The following is a 17,042-nucleotide window of genomic DNA, read 5'->3' on the forward strand; positions in this document are numbered from 1 at the left end:
TTCTTCAAGCCAAAGGACAAGCGATGAAGACCGAGGACTGCTTTGTCGACACCCCGGCAGGTCGCCTGTCCGGGCGCCTTTCCGGCCCAAAGTCGCGCCCACGCGGGCTGGTGGTGGCGCTTCACGGCGGCACCTACGACGCCGGTTACTACGACATGGGGCCGGACTCGCTGCTGTCGCTGGGCGCGGCGCTGGACCTGTGCGTCCTGGCCCTGGACCGGCCCGGCTACGGCTTGGGACGCGCCCTCGATTCGCGCTGGTTGTCCTTCGACGGACAAGTCCAGCTCCTGGCCGCGGCCCTGGATCGGGCCGCGGGCGACATCGATCCGGAGACCGGCGTGGTGCTCATGGGCCACTCGATCGGCGGCATGCTGGCCCTGCGCGTGGCGGCCGAGGCGAAGCAGGCGCTGCGCGGCGTGGAGGTCAGCGGCATCGGGTTGCAGTGGCGCCCCGGCATGCAGGAGTTGTGGAGCTCGTTTGTCGGCGACCAGGCTGCGATCGACGTGCCGCCACAGGCCCACGCGCATGTGATGTTCGGGCCGCCCGGAACCTATGCCGAGAGTCGGCTGGCGCTCGATGCGCAGTTGCTCCGGCCCATGCCCATGCCCGAACTCATGGACGTGGTCCGCTGGGCAGATGCCTTCCCCTCGGTGGCCCGCGGCGTGACGGCCCCAGTGAGCATCACCTTTCCGGAGAACGACAACATTTGGATGACCGATGCGGATGCACGGGCCTGCGCTGCCGCCCTGTTCACGCACGCCGCGTCCGTCCGTGTCGAACTGCTGCCACAAGCTGGGCACTGCATCGAACTGCACAAGCGGGCCCGCAGCTACTGCCTGCGCCAACTCGCGTTCGCCGAGGAGTGCCTGGGCTACTGATGCGGCCGGGCCTGGGACTGCGGTTCGTTCTCCATCTGCTCCAGGCGCCAGCGGGCGCGCGGCGCCCGTTGCGTGTATTGCCGGCGATAGTCGGCGGGCGTCAGGCCGAACTTGCGCTTGAAGGCCCGCCGGAACGCGGTGACATCGACGTAGCCGCAATCGTTGGCGATGTCCTCCACTGACCGCAGCGTCACTTCAAGCCACATCTGGCTCTTCCTCATGCGCACGTCCGTGAGGAATTCATGGGGCGCAGTGCCCAACTGGCTCTTGAACAGCCGGCCCAGGGTTCTCTCGCTCACCGCGGCGTGCCGCGCGGCGTCCGCCACGGTGATGGCGGTCTGCGCATAGGTCGTCATCCACTGGACCGCGCGGTAGAGCGGGCTGTCGCGCGTGAGGCCGCCAACCTTCTCGATGGGCAGGGTCGATGCGATGAACTGCCTGCTCGCGTCGAAGACCAGCCGGTCCCGCGATGCACCCGCCAGGCCCTCGAGGCCGGCGCGCGCCATTAATTCCAACACGCATTCGTAGGCTAGCGAAGGCGTGCTCGCCAGCAGGATGCGCTCGGTGGCAAGGACGATCGGCTCGTTGGAGATCACGGCGTCCGGATAGGCCCGCCCGAAGCCCGCTTGATAGGCCCAGTGCACAGGCACCCGGCGCCCACCGAGCGCGCCGGCCGCGGCCACCATCCATACGCCGGCTCCCACTGCGCACACCAAGCGGTTTTCCATCACGGCGGCGCGAATCTGGCGCAGCGCGGCCTCGTCGGCTTCAATGCTCGCGCGCAGTTGAGGCACGGAGACCATTTCCAGCGGCGGGACAAGGAGCGCTCGCTCGCGTGCGCCCTCGGGCGCGCCTGGCGGCATGAAACCGGCGGGGATCGACGCTTGGGCCGTGGCGGGCGGCTGTCTATCAAGGCAGCGCCAGGTCACCACATGCCGGGATGCGCGCCCGCTTCGGCTGCGCTCGAAGCTGTTGGCCGTGCGAAATACATCGACTGCGGCGTGGATCACCCCGTCGAGCGCGCCGGCAGGCCGCAGCAGGTCGACATGGAGGGGGTAGTTGTCTGAAACGGCACCCACGATGTCCGGTTATAGCACGCTGGTTTTCCGAGGAAGGATCAAGAATTTCAGTGCGCGCACCGATCGATCTTTCTTATTTATTCCAACCTATTCAGGAGACCCGAATGTCTTACGTCACCTCATTCGACGGCACCCGCATCTACTACGAAACCTACGGCCAGGGAAAGCCTCTTCTTTTCATTCACGGTGGCGGTGGCAACACGATCTGCTGGTATCAGCAGGTGCCGTTTTTCGCGAAGAAATACAAGGTCATCGTGATGGACCTGCGCGGCTTCAAGAATTCGCCCTGCCCGGTGGAACTCAACCACACCCGCCATTACCCGGCCGACGTGCTCGCCCTGCTCGACCACGAAGGCATCGACAAGGTCAACCTGGTGTGCCAGTCGCTGGGCGCCTGGGCCGGCCTGCCGCTGGCCGTGAAGCACCCCGAGCGGGTCGAGTCGCTGTTCATCAGCGGCTCGCCCACCCCCGCCTATTCCCCGCAGACCTGGCAGATCCTCACCAACGCCGGCGAAGTCTTCGACGCCGCCGGGAAGGATTTACGCAGCAAGAGCGTGGGCTGGAACCGCCAGAACGTCGAAGCCCACCCCGAGATGCTGCACCTGTATAGCTGCATCAAGGCGCTCAATCCGGCCGGCTTCACGGCGCGCACCATGCAGTCCGACGATGTGAAGATTCACCCGGAAGAATTCAATAACTACAAGATTCCGACCCTGATGACTGGCGGCAGCCACGACGATTTCCTGACCCCCGACAGCCACCATCTGGTTGCGGCGCTCATTCCAGGCGCGAGCAAATACACCTTCGAAAATTCCGGGCATTCACCTTATTTCGAATCGGCCGATGAATTCAATCGAGTTCTTGCCGAATTCCTGAAAAAGACGATCGATTGAGCGTTGATTCAATTTTAAATTCATCGATTAAAGGAATTGAAAATGACTGCCACAAGAAGAACCTCCAGCCTCGCCCTGGCCGCCGCGCTCGCCCTTGGAGGCGCCGCCGCCGTGGCGCAAACGGCATACCCATCCAGGCCCGTGAAATGGGTTATCCCTTCGCCCGCGGGCTCGCCCATCGACGCCGTCGGGCGCAAGCTGGGCGAGCTGGCTTCGGCGCGCATCGGCGCACCAGTCGTGATCGACAACAAGCCCGGCGGCGCCGGCACCATCGGCGCGGGAGAAGTGGCCCGCGCCAAGCCGGACGGCTACACCCTGCTGCTGAGCGTGGGTGATCCGCTCATCTCCGCCGTGGCGACCATGAAGATCCCCTACAAGCCCGAGCGCGACTTCAAGCTCATCAGCAAGATCGCGGCCTCTGGGCCAGTGCTCATCGCGTCCAAGGCGGTGAAGGCCAACACGCTGACGGAGCTGGTGCGCGACGCCAAAGCATCGGCCGAGCCCCTCACTTACGGCTCGTACGGGCCGGGCTCTTATCCCCAGCTGATCATGGAGACGATGGGCAAGCAGGCGTCGATCAAGTTCACCGAGGTGCCCTACAAGGGCTCGCCGCCTGCGCTGACCGACCTGATGGGCGGCACGCTGGCGCTGTCCTTCACCTCGACCAACATCGCGGCGCCGCTCATCGCGGATGGCAAGGTCAAGGCGATTGCCGTCATCGGCGACCAGCGCTCGCCGCTGCTGCCGCAGGTCCAGACCTTCGCCGAGGCGGGCTACAAGTCCTTCGTCTTCCACAACAAGGTCTGGGTGGGCCTGGCCGGGCCCGCGGCGCTGCCGGACGAGGTGCTGCAGAAGCTCTCGGCGGCCGTTCAACAGTCGGTGCGCGACCCGGCCTTTGGCCAGTACCTACAGAACATCGGCTTCGATGCGGTGGGCAATTCGCCGAGCGAATTTCTCAGCGAATACCGCGAGGAATTCTCAGTCGTGCCGAAGCTGATCAAGGAACTCGGGGTCGTTGTGCAGTAGCGGCCGGTTCGGACTCTGCGGCTTGGCGTTCCTCGGGCTCCATCACCCGTCGCCCCTGCGCCGTCAACGGGTTGTGACGTAATCTGTACGTCCGCATAGGGCACGCAGGGGCCGAACTGCTTGAGTTCGATCGTTGGCTGCTTCGGCCGCAGAAAGCGGCCCTTCCGATCGGGCCGTGCGTACTTCCGCAACGGGCCCGAACCCGGAGTTCGACCTATCCAGATAGCCGACGTTCTTGCATGACCAGTCCCCCACTCTTACGGTGGCAGATGGCGGCGTTTCATATCCACAGCCAGGTCCTGGTGGCCAGGCGTTACACGCGGCCTGCCCTCAGTGCGCCATGAAGACCGGCACCGTCATCGACTCGAGCACACGGCGCGTTGCTCCGCCGAGCATCAGTTCGCGAAAGCGCGAGTGGCCGTACCCGCCCATCACCAGCAGGTCGGTATCCAGGTCGGCCAGGCGCGACAGCAAGGCATCGCCGATCTCGAAGTCGACCGTGTCGCGCTCGGCGCTCGCTGCCACGCCGTGGCGGCTCAGGTGCTGCAGCAGCAGCGGGACCTGCAGGTCCGCGCTCTCGTCTTCCTGCGCTGCGCCGGGCTTGCCATAGCTGACGACGGTGACGTGCGCTGCCCGCGCCAGCGCCGGCAGCGCCGCGCGCACCGCCATCGAAGCCTCCCGGGAGCCATCCCACGCGACCACCACCCGCCGGGGCATCCGGTCGAAGCGGCCCGCGTAGGGGTGCATGAGAACGGGACACCCCGTCTCCATCAGCACGCGCTGCGGCAGGGCGCCCAGCACCGGAAGGCTTTCGGGGTCGGAAGGATCGTGCTGGCCGACGATCACCAGGTCGCTGCAGCGCCCATGCCTGACCAGCGCGTCGATGACGACCATGTCGACCACCCTCACCTCGTGCTGGACCTGCTCGCCCACCTGCTCGCGAAAGCTGCGGCTGATGCGCTCGGTGCGCTCGGCCAGGAACTGCGCCGAGCGCGCCATGAAGTCCGAGGGCCCGCTGCTGAAGGCTTCGGCCGGAATGACGAGCCCGTCATACAGCCCGGAGGAAACGAGCCCGACCAGGTGCGCCTGGTGCGCCTTGGCCCACCGGACGGCGAATGCAACGCGGTCGTTGCCGCGGGCGGAAGAATCCAGATGGACGAGGATGGTCCTGTAGCTCATGGTCTGCTCCATTGGGCGAGTCTTTCTGCAATCCGCGATGCGGGTCCCGCGGCGAACTGCGGCCATCGTCCGCCCCCCGTTGCCCGGCACATTTGACGTGCATCAAGAAAAGCCTCGCTACCCTCCCTCGCCTGCAGCGCGCAATCGGCTTTGGTTTGACGCAGCGCAAAGACTGCGCGGCCGCTCGTTCCTACATTGAGCCTGCCTGGCCGGATTCGCAGTGGCGCGTTGTCCAAGGGCCAGCGAACCGATCAACCCTGGAAGGACGCACCATGAACTCGCTGACACGACTGGACCGCATCGAATCCATGTTTCCCGAACTCTTCCGGCGCTGGGCCCGGCCCATGCCGTTCTTCGAAGACGTCGAGCTTCCGGCGGACATCCGGATCGACGTCACCGAGAACGACAAGGAATTCATCGTGACCGCCGACCTGCCCGGCGCCAGGAAGGACGACGTGCATGTTTCCGTCGACGGCAACTACGTCTCGATCTCGGCCGAGGTGAAGAAGGACGAGGAGAAGAAGGAAGGCCGGTCGATCATCAAGGAGACCTATCGCGGCAGCATGTCGCGGGGCTTCACGCTGGCCAGCGAGGTGGACGACAAGGCCTCGATCGCCAGGATGGAAGACGGCGTGCTTCGGCTGACCCTGCCCAAGCGCCATGGCGCGGGCGGCAGCAAGCAGCTCACCATTCAGTGAACGGCCGGAACCGACCGGCCGCAAACGCCATGTACAGCAAGATTCTGGTACCAGTGGACGGCAGCCACACCGGCAAGCTCGGCGTGCAGGAAGCCATCCGGCTGGCCGCATCGCAAAAGGTGCCGGCCCGCCTGCGGCTGATCCACGTGATCGACGACTTTCCGATGCTGGTGGAAATGTCCAGCGTCGTGAGCTTCGACAAGGCCATGCACGTGCTGCGCGAGAGCGGGCAGGCCATCCTCGAGCAGGCCAGGCAGCTGGCCAGCGCAGCCGACGTGCATGCCGACGTGACCCTGCGCGAGGCGACCGGCAAGCGCATCGCCACCGAGGTCCTGGCGGAAGCCAGGGAATCGGGCTGCGACCTCATCGTGATGGGAACCCATGGGCGACGCGGCCTCACCCGCGTGGCACTGGGCAGCGACGCCGACATGGTGGTCGCCGCCAGCCACGTCCCGGTGCTGCTGGTGCGCGGCCAGGACAAGCCGGATGAAGGCAAGGGAGCAGGCACGTGAAGCCGGACGCGGGCTATCGCAGGCCGGCTGCGCGCACCATGGGCTCGTTCGCTGCAGGAGAAATCAGATGAGCAGGATCCTGGTGGTCAGCTTTTCATGGACGGGCACGTGCACCCGCCTGGCCAAGCTCATGTGCAGCCAGCAGCCGGGCTGGCAGCTTGGCGAGATCCGCCTGGAGAAGCCGCGCAAGGGCCAGGCCGGCTATTGGCGCTGCGTGCTGGATTCCGTCTTGCGGCTTCGCCCGGCCATTCGCTACGAAGGGCCGTTTCCGCGCGACTTCGATGCCGTGGTGCTCGTCTCGCCGATCTGGGCCTTCAGCCTGGCCGGGCCGATGCGAAGCTTCGTCCACACCCGGCGCGAGCATCTGCCCGACGTTGCGGTGATCTCCGTGATGGGCGGCGCCGGCGCAGCCAACGCCGTGCGCGAGGTCGAGCGCATCATCGGCCGGCCGAGCGCGCTGCATGCCGCCTTCACCATGCAGGACGTCGAGAGCGGCCATGCCGGCATCGGGTCCAGAAGGTTCGGCGACGCCCTGCGCGAGCTGGAGGACTCCAAGCATCCCGAAAGCTTTGCCGCCCTCTCGCCCCGCCCCGCGTGAGCCGGCCCTGCATGAGCCATCGCACACACACACCAGCGACAGAGGACGTCCATGAAGCATCTCACGCGCGAACAACGCAACGCACTGGCTCGGCAGCTCGACACGATGCGCCGACAGGTGCTCGACGAACTGAGCAACAGCACACCCGGTACCTTCGCCCAGCCCGCCCTCAACGCGGGTCAGGAAGTGCACACGCGTGCCGACGAAGCCGAGGCCGAGCGCGAAGACGGCGTGCACCAGGCCGAGATCGAGATCGACCGCCGGCGGCTGCAAGACATCGAACGGGCCCAGCTGCGGCTGAGCGAGGGGCGCTACGGCATCTGTGCCACCTGCGGGATGGAGATTCCCGCCGCACGCCTGCTCGCCCAGCCCACCGCCATCCGCTGCGCGGCGTGCCAGGCCGAGCTGGAAGCCCGGTCGCGCTAGGCACGGATCAGCATGAGCCTGCGCAACCTGGCCCAGTTGATGTCGCCGGCCTCGGTGGCCGTGTTCGGTGCTTCGAACCGGCCGTGCAGCGTCGGTGCCACGGTCTGGCACAACCTCCGGCAGGGGCGCTTCGCGGGTCCGCTCTGGCCGGTGAACCCCAAGCACTCGCAACTCGATGGCGTGGCGGTCTACCAGAATGCCCAGCAGCTGCCCGGGGTGCCGGAACTGGCCCTGCTGTGCACGCCGCCGCGCACCCTTGCGCCCCTGGTCAAGCAGCTCGGCGAAATGGGCACCCGCGCGGTGGTGGTCTACACCGCCGGCCTGAACGCGCAGCAGCGCCAGGCCATGCTGGAGGCCGCCCGCCCTCACCTGCTTCGGGTGCTGGGCCCCAACGGCATCGGCCTGATCAACCCCTATGCCGAACTCAACGCCAGCTTTTCCCACTGCGGCGCCCAGCCGGGCAAGCTGGCGTTCGTCTCGCAATCGGGCGCGCTGGTCACCGCGGTGCTCGATTGGGCCCGGGGCCGCGGCATCGGCTTTTCGAGCGTGGTGTCCCTGGGCGAGCAGGCCGATGTGGATTTCGGCGACATGCTGGACTACCTGGCCGGCGATCCGCAGACGCGCGCCATCCTGCTGTACATCGAATCGATCAAGGCGCCACGCAAGTTCATGTCGGCCGCACGTGCGGCCGCGCGCAACAAGCCGGTGATCGTGGTCAAGGGCGGGCGGTCCAGCCCGGGGCAGCGGGCCGCGGCCTCGCACACCGGCGCGCTCGCCACGTCCGACCGCGTCTACGACGCCGCCATCCGCCGTGCAGGCATGCTGCGCGTGGAGACGCTGCAGGCGCTGTTCGGCGCCGCCCAGGCCCTGGCGCACCTGCGCTTCACGCCCACGGAAGACCTGATGGTGGTCACCAACGGCGGCGGCGCCGGTGTGCTGGCGGCCGACGCGGCTGCGCGCCTGGGCGTGAACCTGGCCGAGCTCGGCCCGACGCTCGGCGCCCGGCTCGATGCATGCCTGCCGCCCGGATGGTCCGGCACCAACCCGGTGGACATCGTCGGCGATGCGCCCGCCAGCCGTTATGTCGACGCCGTCCGATGCCTGCTCGCCGCCGCACCGAAGGCCACCGTGCTCTTCCTGCACGCGCCGACGGCTATCGTGCGCAGCGAGGAAGTCGCCAAGGGGGTGCTGCCCTTGCTCGAAGAAGCACGGGGGCGCGTCATGACCTGCTGGCTGGGCGATGCCGCCGTGGCGAGGGCGCGCGAGCTGACCGCGCAGGCCGGCATTGCCGACTACGCCACGCCCGAGGAAGCGGTACATGCCTTTGCGGCATTGCAGACCTACAGGCGCAACCAGGAAGCGCTGATGCAGACGCCGGAATCCAGCGCGAACGCCGGGCCAGGCAAGGCGCAGGCCATGTCCGTGATTTCCACTGCCTTGAAGGAAGGCCGGGGATGGCTCAGCCAGGCGCAGGCCTTCGCCGTGCTGGCGGCCTACGGCGTGCCGGTCATCGAGGGCGAGACCGTGGCGCCGGATACGCGCTCGGTGCTGGAAGCCGCGGCCCGGCTGGGCTACCCGGTGGCGCTGAAGGCTGCGTCCGCCCAACTCATCCACAAGTCCGACGTGGGCGGGGTGTGCCTCGGCATTGCGGACCCGCCGGCTCTTGAGCGCGCGGTGGAGATCATGCGCGCCAGCGTCGCCCTCGCCCGGCCCGACGTGACCATCGAAGGCTTCACGGTGCAGGCCATGGCGCAGCGCCCGAAGGCCCGCGACGTCATCGTGGGGGCCGGCATCGACCCGGTGTTCGGGCCGGTGATCCTGTGCGGGCAAGGCGGCACCGCGGTCGAGGTGATGGACGATTGCGCCATCGCCCTGCCGCCGTTGAACCGCGGCCTGGCGAGCGAGCTGATCGGGCGCACCGGCCTGCCGCGGCTGCTGGGTGCCTGGCGCGACAGGCCCGCCGCGAAACAGCAGGCGCTGCAGGATGTGCTGGTGGCTGTTTCCAGCATGCTGGCGCAGCTGCCCATGCTGGCCGAGCTGGACATCAACCCGCTGCTGGTCGACGAGCATGGCGCCCTGGCCCTGGATGCACGGATCCGCCTGGCCCCGGATTCACCCTGCGGCATCGAACGGTTCGCCATCCTGCCCTACCCGGCCGACTGGGTGCGCACGCTCGAATGGCAAGGCCGGCAGGTGACCTTGCGCCCCATCCGCCCGGAAGACGAGCCGCAGCACGCGCGCTTTCTGGAGAGCGCGCCGCCCGAGGACATGCGCATGCGCTTCTTCTGCGCCCGCCATGCGCCGGCGCACACCGAGCTGGCCCGCCTGACGCAGATCGACTACGACCGCGAGATGGCCTTCATCATCGAGGCGAAGGACGCACGCGGCCAGGACGAAACGCTGGCGGTCGGGCGCACCGTCAGCGACCCCGACCTGGTGGAGGCGGAGTTCGCCTTGATGGTCCGCTCCGACCTCAAGCGCCACGGGCTTGGACGCCTGCTCCTGGTTGAACTGATCCGCCATGCCCGCCACCGTGGCATCGAACGGCTGTCCGGTATCGTGCTGCGGGAAAACCTTGCCATGCTGGCGCTGGCGCGAGACCTCGGCTTTGTCGAAGAAGCGGACGCCGCGACGGCGCCCGACGCCCGGCGCGTGGTGCTGCATCTGCGCGAGAGCGCCGGCGCACCCGCTCCTTCAGTCGTCTCTTAAGCAAAAACAAATCTCTGCGCGCGACGATGGCCGGATTTCGCCGGGAGGCCAATTTGCGCCCTTCATTGCCAGTCAGGTTCCGCGGACGACCCAAGTCCGAGTTTCGCCAGCGCGCTGCACGCATGTTTGCCGGCGCGGTCATCGTCACCGTGGTGCTCGCCGCGCTGGCCCTCCAGTGCGACATCTACCAGGCTGCCGGCGGCAACGGACTGCAGTTCGACGGTTCGGCATTGCGGCAGCTGCTGAGGTCCATCGGTCGCGAAAACCGGTGACGCAGCAGCCCATCCGCAGGAAGATCGCAGCAACCTCGTTCACACGGACCCTGCCCGCCAATGCGACTGATGATCGTCGAGGATGACAACCTGCTGGGCGATGCGATCGCCCAAGGCCTGCGCCAGCGCGGGCATGCCGTGGATTGGTTCCAGAACGGCGCGCTGGCCGACGGGGCGCTGTCGAGTGCGCCGTTCGATGCCATCGTGCTCGACCTGGGGCTTCCGGGCGGGGACGGCATGACCTGGCTGCAGCGCTGGCGCGAAGGCGGACTGAAGACGCCCCTGCTCGTGTTGACCGCGCGCGACGGTGTGGACCAGCGCATTGCCGGGCTGGACGCCGGTGCCGACGACTACCTGGTCAAGCCCATCGCGATCGACGAACTTGCCGCCCGCCTGCGGGCCCTGGTGCGACGGGCCGCGGGCCATGCCGAGGCGCTTTGGCAGCATGGCGCGCTGGAATACGATCCGGCCAGCAAGCTCGTGCGCTGGCGCGGGGAAAGCGTCGATCTGACGGGGCGCGAACTTGCGCTGCTCGAGGTGTTCCTGATGCAGTCGCAGCGCGTGCTGTCCAAGTCCTACCTGCTCGAGAAGCTGTACGACTGGAGCGGCTCCGAGCCCGAGGGCAACGCCTTGGAGGTCCATATCCACCACCTGCGCCGCAAGATCGACCCCGGCATCATCAGGACCGTGCGGGGCGTGGGCTACGCGCTGGGCACGGGCGAGGCCACGCCATGAGCCTGCAACGCAGGCTGTTGCTCTACCTGCTGGTCTGCGCCCCGCTCGTGTGGGGGGTCGCGCTGGTCTTCTCCATCCGGCAGGCACGGCTGGAGGTCAACGAGATGTTCGACACCGAGTTGATTCGTCTGGCGCGCCAGATCGAAGCCACGCTCGAGAACGCGCAGTCGCACCAGACGGTGACGTTGCCGCCGCCACCCGCGGAAGGCGCACCCAACGCCGGCCAATCCGATGTGCGGGACCTGGCAGTCGCCGTCTGGAACAGCGAGGGACGCGTGTCGTTGTCCGACAACGAAGGCATCGCCCTGCCCTACAGGCCCGATGCCACCGGATTCGTCGAGGTTCTGGTGGATGGAGATCCATGGCGCGTGTACTACGTCAGATCGCCCGAGAAGGGCTGGGTCGTTGCCGCAGGTCAAGCCGCATACGAGCGCGACGAGCTGGTCTACGGCCTCACGCTCGCGCAGGTCGTGCCATGGTTGCTGGTGCTGCCCGTGCTTCTCCTGGTCATGACCTGGGCAGTGCGCCGGGCGCTCGCGCCCATGCGCCATCTCACGGCCGAGCTGGCCCGGCGCGACGCGCAGGACTTGCGGCCCGTGGCTGGCGAGCGTGCACCCGCGGAACTCAAGCCCTTGCTGGCCGCCATGAACGGGCTGTTTGCTCGGATCGAGGAATTGCTCGTGCGCGAGCGCCGGTTCACGGCCGACGCCGCGCATGAGCTGCGCACGCCGCTGGCGGTGCTCGGAGCGCAGTGGGACGTGGTCCGCCATGCTGCCAGCGCCAAGGAGCGCCTGCAGGCAGAAGAGCAGCTGAGCAAGGGGCTCGACCGGATGGGCCGGCTGGTCACGCAGATGCTGTCGCTGTCCCGTGCGGAGTCGGGCAACACGCCCGCCATGAAGACCGAGATCGACTGGCACGCCATCGTGGAGCAGGCCATGAGCGATTGCCTTTCCCTGGCCGAGCGCAGAAGCATCGAGCTCTCCTGCGAATGGCCGCCGCCGGGCGTTCATCCGATGCCTTTGCTCGGCGACCAGTACCTGCTGACCGTGCTGCTTCGCAACCTGCTGGACAACGCGGTTCGATATGCGCCGCAGGCAAGCGCGGTCGTGCTGCGCATCGGGCGCGAGCATCTGGAGGTCGAGAACGGGGGAGCGCCGCTGTCCGAGGAGCAGCTTCTGCGCCTGGGGGAGCGCTTCCACAGGCCGGACGGCCAGGCCGAAGTCGGCAGCGGCCTGGGCGTCTCGATCGTGCGCCGCATCGCCCAGTTGCACGGCCTGGAACTGGTGGTCGGTTCGCGCAAGGACGGCACGGGTGTGCGCGCCGTGCTGCAGTTCGACGCGGCCCACCGCTGATTCGGACGCGCGTCTCAACGGCCCTTGATCTTGTCGAGCAGCGCCCGTGCCTCGTCCTTGCGGCCCGCATCGGCGACCTGACGTCCTGCGCGCGGCGGGGCATTCAGTGCTTTTTCCAGATAGGCCGAGGCCTGGTCCGCCTGGTTGGTCTCCACAAGGTACTCGGCGTAGAAGAAATTCGGGTCGACTCCCCTGGGATTGATCGACAACGCCTTCTGCAGCAGCTCCTTCGCCTTGGCCTTGTCGCCGAAGCCGATCGGCCAGCCGGGCACCTTGTAGTACAGCACGCCCAGGCTGTTGTACGCGGAGCCGTCGAGCACGCTGCCGTCGATGGCGATCGCCGACTCGTACAGCGCCTTCGCTTGCTTGACCAGTCCCAGGGCGCCAAGCCCGCCCTTCTCGCCGGCCACGGAGCTCACGACGATTCCTTCCCACACCAGGGGTTCGGCCCGGCCCGGATAGGCTTCGCTCGCCTTGCGGGCCTTGGCTGCGAGCGCCTCGAATCGCTTCTCGCGTTCGGCCGCCGGCGCCTGATAGCGGATGACCTCCCATTCGTGCTGGATGTCCTTGACCGCGTCGTCAACGGGTGCGGCAAGGCTGCCCGCCGGCACAAGAAGCACGGTACCTGCCGCCAGTGCGAGCATGCCGGCCAGCCACTGGCGGCGCGCGGACTCCTTCGGCGGGGCTGGTTGTCGATTGCGCATGATGCGTTCCTCCAAGGTCGTGTCGAGTTCAGTGGGTGGGACTCAAAGGGTGCGTTTGAGGAGCGAGTGGGAATCGACAATGGATCCCAGCGACTCTTCGGACCATTCGAGGACCGGTTTGGGGGGTTGGCTCAAGGGCTCGAGGCTGCTTCGGTGCTTGGCGAACGCGCCGTCGAGCCAGGCGGGCGCCAGGCCGTTGATGAGAACTGCCAGCTTTTCCGGAAAGCCGAGGAAGCGCTCGGCCGCCCCGCTTTCGATCAGCTGGACGAGCGCCCTGGCCACGGTGTCGGCCGAGTCCATGCGCGCCCCCGTCGCGTCGTTGTAGCGCTCGACCTGTTCGCTGTTGAAGTCCGTGCGGGTGCCGCGCGGAGCGAGGTACTGCACCCGGATGCGGGTGTCGCCCAGTTCCCGCCGCATGGACTCCGCGAAACCGCGCAGGCCGAACTTGCTTGCGCTGTAGACGCTGAAGCCCGGAAGCCCCAGGCGGCCGACCGCCGAGCCGATGAAGACGATCCGTGCCTGCGGCTGCTGCCGAAGGTGCGGGAGCATGGCCTGCGTGAGCAGCATCGGCACGAACAGGTTCAGGTGCAGCACCTTGGCCATCGACATCGTGTCGAAGGATTCGAGCCGTCCGAAGCCCGGCGTACCGGCGCCGTGCACCAGGACGTTGCACTGCCATTGCGCGGCGACGTCGGCCAGGGGGCCCAGGCTCGCGACCCGGGTGAGGTCGGCCGCATACCACTCCACGCGAGCGCGCTCCACGCCCAGGTCGCGCACGAGTGCGCGCGCCTGGGCCGACAGTTTGGCAGGCGAGCGCCCCGCAAGCATCACGCAGGCTCCGGCCTTCAACAGGTGCGAGGCGGCCGCGGCGCCGATGCCGCCGCTGGCACCTGTCAGGAGAACCCTGCTTTGCGAGACTCTCATGCGCCGGCTCCGGCCGCGATGCCCTCCGTCGGAGCCGGAAGACTGCGGAAGACCTCCCCGTAGAGGCGATAGAAGGCGCGCGCGGCGTGCACGATGGCTTCCTGGTCGCCCGGGTCCTGCACCTGGTTCATCAGCAGCTCGAAGTGCGCCGTGTGCTCGCGGTCCAGGGTGCCATGCGAGCGCAGGTAGCTGAATGCCGCGTCGGGCAGGCCCAGCGCTTTCTGGATCTGGTCGGCAGCCATCAAGGCAAGGGAAACGCTGGTGCCTTCCAGCACATGCACCATGCCGAAGAAGCCGACCGGGTTGCGCCGGTGGATGGTGTCGTACGCATAGGCCACCATCACCTCGGTGGCATGGCCGGGTGCACCGTTGCGCACGGCATCGGCATTGCCGCCGCAGGCGCGAATGTCATCCAGGATCCACTCGTCGTGTCCCTGCTCTTCCTCGGCGTATTCTTCCAGCGGCCCGTCGAGCCAGCGGTTGCGCTCGGGCAGCGCCTGCTTGCATGCCCGCATCAGCGGCACGGTGTGGCGCACGTGGTGATAGGCCTCTCGCAGAAAGGCCAGGTAGCTCGGCAACGAGACCTCTGCGCGCAGGCAGTCCTGGATGATGGGGGTGCTCAGCAGGCCAGCCCGCTCGTTGGCGGTCTGTGCGACCAGGCGGTCATGAAAGCTCATGAAGACTCCGATTTCGTCGGGTTGGAGGAAGCGTCCAGGCCGCCTGTGCCGCACAGACCGAGTGCCGCCGCGTGGAGCCGGAGGATGGCTGCGCGCTGGGGCCGTCCGTTGGCCGTGGCCATGCCCGCTTGCGGCGTGAAGGCGGCATGCGCGCGGCACCAGCGGCGCACCTGCGCGTAGTCGGGCAGTTGCGCATTGGCGGCGTCGACCGCGGACTGCAGCGCACCGTCGCCCAGTTCATCGCGCACCGGCCACAGCACCGCGCTCAGGGCGGGTTGCGCATCGCCGAACACCACCGCTTGCGCGATGGCGTTCTCGCCACGCAGCGCCGTCTCCACCCACTCGGGCGACACGTTGCGGCCAAAGGCGGTGATCAACAGGTTCTTCTTGCGGCCGTCGACATGCAGGAAGCCATCCGCATCGAGGTGACCGAGATCGCCCGTGGGCCACCACGGCGGTACAGGCGCGGTGTCGCCCAGGTAGCCGGCGAACAGGCTGCCGGCCACTTCGATTTCACCATCCGGCGCAATGCGCACGCTTGCATGGGGCAAGGCCCGGCCGGCGCTGCCGGCCCGATCGCCGTGCGGCAGATTGAGCGTCTGCACCGACGCGCCTTCCGACAGGCCATAGCCCTCGAAGGCCGGGATGCCCAGTGCGCGCGCCGACTGCAGCAGGCGTGCGCCGACGGCGGCGCCACCCACCGCCACCAGCTTCAGGGACGACGGCGCACGGCGGCCGGACTGCGCGAGCCAGGCGGCCCAGGCACGCAGCATCTGCGGCAGGAGGATCAGGCTGTGGGGCTGCTGCTGCACCACGGCCTCGTGGAAGCGCGCCGGGTCGAAGGCCGAGGACCCGGTCAGCCCGAGGGATTGCAATGGCAGGGTGATGCATGTCGCGCCGCGCCGCAGCGGTGCCATCAGGCCCGCGACGTTTTCCAGCAGCACGGCAAAAGGCAGCGCGCACAGGTGGCGGCGGATGTCCAGCGGCGCCATCGCCTCCACCAGGCCGTCCGCCACGCGCTCCATTGCGGCTGCCGTCAGGCATACGCCCTTGGGCGCACCGGTCGTCCCCGATGTGAAGGTGATCTTGACCGTGCCTTCTGGCATGGGTGGGGCGCGCCCCGGCAGGCGCAGCATGGCCAGGCCCTGCCCCGCCAGTTCGCACGAGACGGACGGTGCCTGTGGCCATCGCGCAGCCAGCTGCGGCAAGGCGAGCAGCGTGTCGGCGCCCGACGCAGCCATGGCGTGCTTGATCTGCTCGGGCGTGAAGAAGGCCGGCAGCGGCACATGGATCACGCGTGCGCGCTGGGCGGCGGCATCCGCCACCACCCAGGCGGGCGAGTTGTCCAGCAGCGTTGCGAGCACCCGGCTGCCCTGCTCTTGCAGGCGCTGGGCAAATGCCGCCACGTGCGCCTCCACCTCCCCGAAGGTCCAGTGCTGCTGGCCGTCGTCGAGGGCGACTGCGTCCAGGGACGGCCGCGCGTTCACCAGCGATCTCCCGCCGCCGCCCGGGCATGGCGCGCCAGGTACTGGCGCAGCGCCCGTCTCAGATGAATGGCCAGCACCACCGGACCATGCTCGTAGTACGTGCCCCAGTGCCTTGCCTCGCCGCCCAGAGACGAGGGATCGGCCGGCCCCAGCGTCAGGGGGGCCACGCCCAGGCGAACAAGCATGGCTCGCAGTTCCTGCGTCACCGTTCCCACCACCCACTGGAAGCCTTCGGCCACCAGGTAGGGGCCGAGGAACTGGATGAGCCGGCGGCCCTCGCCGCCGCGCTTCGTTGCAAGATGCCCCACTTCCACGATGCCTTCGCGGCCGACCACCTTGCCGGTCTGCGCACTGATCAGCGCTTCGACGGGCCGATCGAGGTAGGCCTCCAGAAACAGCGGGCCGGCTTTGGCGAGGCGATAGCCTGCGGCCGCGAGCAGGTCATCGCCGTGCTGCAGGGCCAGGAGCATGGGTGCGAAGGCGGGCACCCGTGCGCCATAGCGGCGCGCATAGATTTCTCGGATATAGCGCTCGACCGGAGCGCGATGCGGATCGCCTGGCAGATGCAGCACGAGCCGGCCTGCATCCAGGCGGTTGTGCGAGGGCGACAAGGGTTCGGGGTCGCGAAACGAAAGGGACTTGAGCATGCGTTTCATCCGCAAGCCACGCACATGCGCGGCTTGTCGATGAGCAATGCTCCGTTGCGGGCATTAAGGGCAGATTAAGGGACCGCGAGGCCATGCGCAGTTCCCCCGCCAAGTGACGGTGACGCGATGGGTTCGGCAAACCGGATGAAGCCATGAACGAGGATCCCTCCCCTGCATCCCGCTGGCGTTCGCCGCTGGGCATCTTCATGCTCGCGGCCCAGCCCATCGACAACAGCGCCCGCGCTC

General features: G+C 67.9%; 18 protein-coding genes. 11 read left to right on the forward strand and 7 right to left on the reverse strand.

Annotated elements, in window-relative coordinates; genetic code table 11:
• Positions 1–23: 23 nt before the first annotated feature.
• Complete coding sequence (locus tag VSO01S_RS03000; protein ID WP_068640311.1) at positions 24–878, forward strand: alpha/beta hydrolase; 855 nt, start codon at positions 24–26, stop codon at positions 876–878.
• Here the strand turns inward: VSO01S_RS03000 and VSO01S_RS03005 are convergent.
• Positions 872–1,957 (reverse strand): GlxA family transcriptional regulator, encoded by a 1,086-nt coding sequence (locus VSO01S_RS03005; RefSeq protein ID WP_084241645.1) that lies wholly within the window; start codon positions 1,955–1,957, stop codon positions 872–874. The two genes, VSO01S_RS03000 and VSO01S_RS03005, sit on opposite strands and share 7 nt — an antisense overlap.
• A 104-nt stretch (positions 1,958–2,061) precedes the next feature.
• Between VSO01S_RS03005 and VSO01S_RS03010 the strand changes: the two genes are divergently transcribed.
• On the forward strand, positions 2,062–2,850 hold the full coding sequence (locus VSO01S_RS03010) for an alpha/beta fold hydrolase (protein WP_068640313.1): 789 nt from the start codon (positions 2,062–2,064) through the stop codon (positions 2,848–2,850).
• A gap of 141 nt (positions 2,851–2,991) precedes the next feature.
• Positions 2,992–3,876, forward strand: coding sequence for a tripartite tricarboxylate transporter substrate binding protein (locus VSO01S_RS03015; protein ID WP_068640314.1), 885 nt, complete (start codon positions 2,992–2,994; stop codon positions 3,874–3,876).
• Positions 3,877–4,206: 330 nt separating this feature from the next.
• On the opposite strand, the gene VSO01S_RS03020 is transcribed toward VSO01S_RS03015, so the two are convergent.
• A complete protein-coding gene (locus VSO01S_RS03020) occupies positions 4,207–5,055 on the reverse strand; it encodes a universal stress protein (protein WP_068640352.1) in 849 nt (282 codons plus the stop codon).
• Positions 5,056–5,327: 272 nt separating this feature from the next.
• Between VSO01S_RS03020 and VSO01S_RS03025 the strand changes: the two genes are divergently transcribed.
• The 8 genes from VSO01S_RS03025 (at position 5,328) to VSO01S_RS03055 (ending at position 12,357) form a co-directional block, all read left to right on the forward strand.
• Positions 5,328–5,753: an Hsp20/alpha crystallin family protein gene (locus VSO01S_RS03025; RefSeq protein WP_068640315.1), complete on the forward strand. Its 426-nt coding sequence runs from the start codon at positions 5,328–5,330 to the stop codon at positions 5,751–5,753.
• A 29-nt stretch (positions 5,754–5,782) separates the two neighbouring features.
• Complete coding sequence (locus VSO01S_RS03030; protein WP_068640316.1) at positions 5,783–6,265, forward strand: universal stress protein; 483 nt, start codon at positions 5,783–5,785, stop codon at positions 6,263–6,265.
• Between the two features lie 67 nt (positions 6,266–6,332).
• Positions 6,333–6,863: a flavodoxin gene (locus tag VSO01S_RS03035; protein WP_068640317.1), complete on the forward strand. Its 531-nt coding sequence runs from the start codon at positions 6,333–6,335 to the stop codon at positions 6,861–6,863.
• Positions 6,864–6,914: 51 nt separating this feature from the next.
• A complete protein-coding gene (locus VSO01S_RS03040; protein WP_068640318.1) occupies positions 6,915–7,289 on the forward strand; it encodes a TraR/DksA family transcriptional regulator in 375 nt (124 codons plus the stop codon).
• A gap of 12 nt (positions 7,290–7,301) precedes the next feature.
• Complete coding sequence (locus VSO01S_RS03045) at positions 7,302–9,998, forward strand: bifunctional acetate--CoA ligase family protein/GNAT family N-acetyltransferase (RefSeq protein ID WP_068640319.1); 2,697 nt, start codon at positions 7,302–7,304, stop codon at positions 9,996–9,998.
• A gap of 26 nt (positions 9,999–10,024) precedes the next feature.
• Positions 10,025–10,270, forward strand: a complete 246-nt coding sequence (locus VSO01S_RS27000) for a hypothetical protein (RefSeq protein ID WP_153305114.1) — start codon at positions 10,025–10,027, stop codon at positions 10,268–10,270.
• A 60-nt stretch (positions 10,271–10,330) separates the two neighbouring features.
• Positions 10,331–11,005 (forward strand): response regulator, encoded by a 675-nt coding sequence (locus tag VSO01S_RS03050; RefSeq protein ID WP_068640320.1) that lies wholly within the window; start codon positions 10,331–10,333, stop codon positions 11,003–11,005.
• On the forward strand, positions 11,002–12,357 hold the full coding sequence (locus VSO01S_RS03055) for an ATP-binding protein (RefSeq protein ID WP_068640321.1): 1,356 nt from the start codon (positions 11,002–11,004) through the stop codon (positions 12,355–12,357). Before VSO01S_RS03050 ends, VSO01S_RS03055 begins: the two co-directional genes overlap by 4 nt.
• Positions 12,358–12,371: 14 nt before the next feature.
• Here the strand turns inward: VSO01S_RS03055 and VSO01S_RS03060 are convergent, their stop codons facing one another.
• The 5 genes from VSO01S_RS03060 to VSO01S_RS03080 all read right to left on the reverse strand — a co-directional run bounded on the left by VSO01S_RS03060 (position 12,372) and on the right by VSO01S_RS03080 (position 16,796).
• Entirely contained in the window at positions 12,372–13,001 is a 630-nt protein-coding gene (locus VSO01S_RS03060) for a tetratricopeptide repeat protein (RefSeq protein ID WP_068640353.1), read from the reverse strand.
• 102 nt (positions 13,002–13,103) lie between these two features.
• Entirely contained in the window at positions 13,104–13,985 is an 882-nt protein-coding gene (locus VSO01S_RS03065; RefSeq protein WP_084241647.1) for an SDR family oxidoreductase, read from the reverse strand.
• Positions 13,982–14,662 (reverse strand): iron-containing redox enzyme family protein, encoded by a 681-nt coding sequence (locus VSO01S_RS03070; RefSeq protein ID WP_068640322.1) that lies wholly within the window; start codon positions 14,660–14,662, stop codon positions 13,982–13,984. Before VSO01S_RS03070 ends, VSO01S_RS03065 begins: the two co-directional genes overlap by 4 nt.
• A complete protein-coding gene (locus tag VSO01S_RS03075) occupies positions 14,659–16,149 on the reverse strand; it encodes an AMP-binding protein (protein ID WP_245684091.1) in 1,491 nt (496 codons plus the stop codon). The genes VSO01S_RS03070 and VSO01S_RS03075 overlap by 4 nt, the downstream gene beginning before the upstream one ends.
• Entirely contained in the window at positions 16,146–16,796 is a 651-nt protein-coding gene (locus VSO01S_RS03080) for a thermostable hemolysin (protein ID WP_068640323.1), read from the reverse strand. Before VSO01S_RS03080 ends, VSO01S_RS03075 begins: the two co-directional genes overlap by 4 nt.
• Between the last annotated feature and the right edge of the window lie 246 nt (positions 16,797–17,042).

This window comes from Variovorax soli NBRC 106424 (genome assembly GCF_001591385.1).
GTDB classification, from domain to species: domain Bacteria; phylum Pseudomonadota; class Gammaproteobacteria; order Burkholderiales; family Burkholderiaceae_C; genus Variovorax; species Variovorax soli.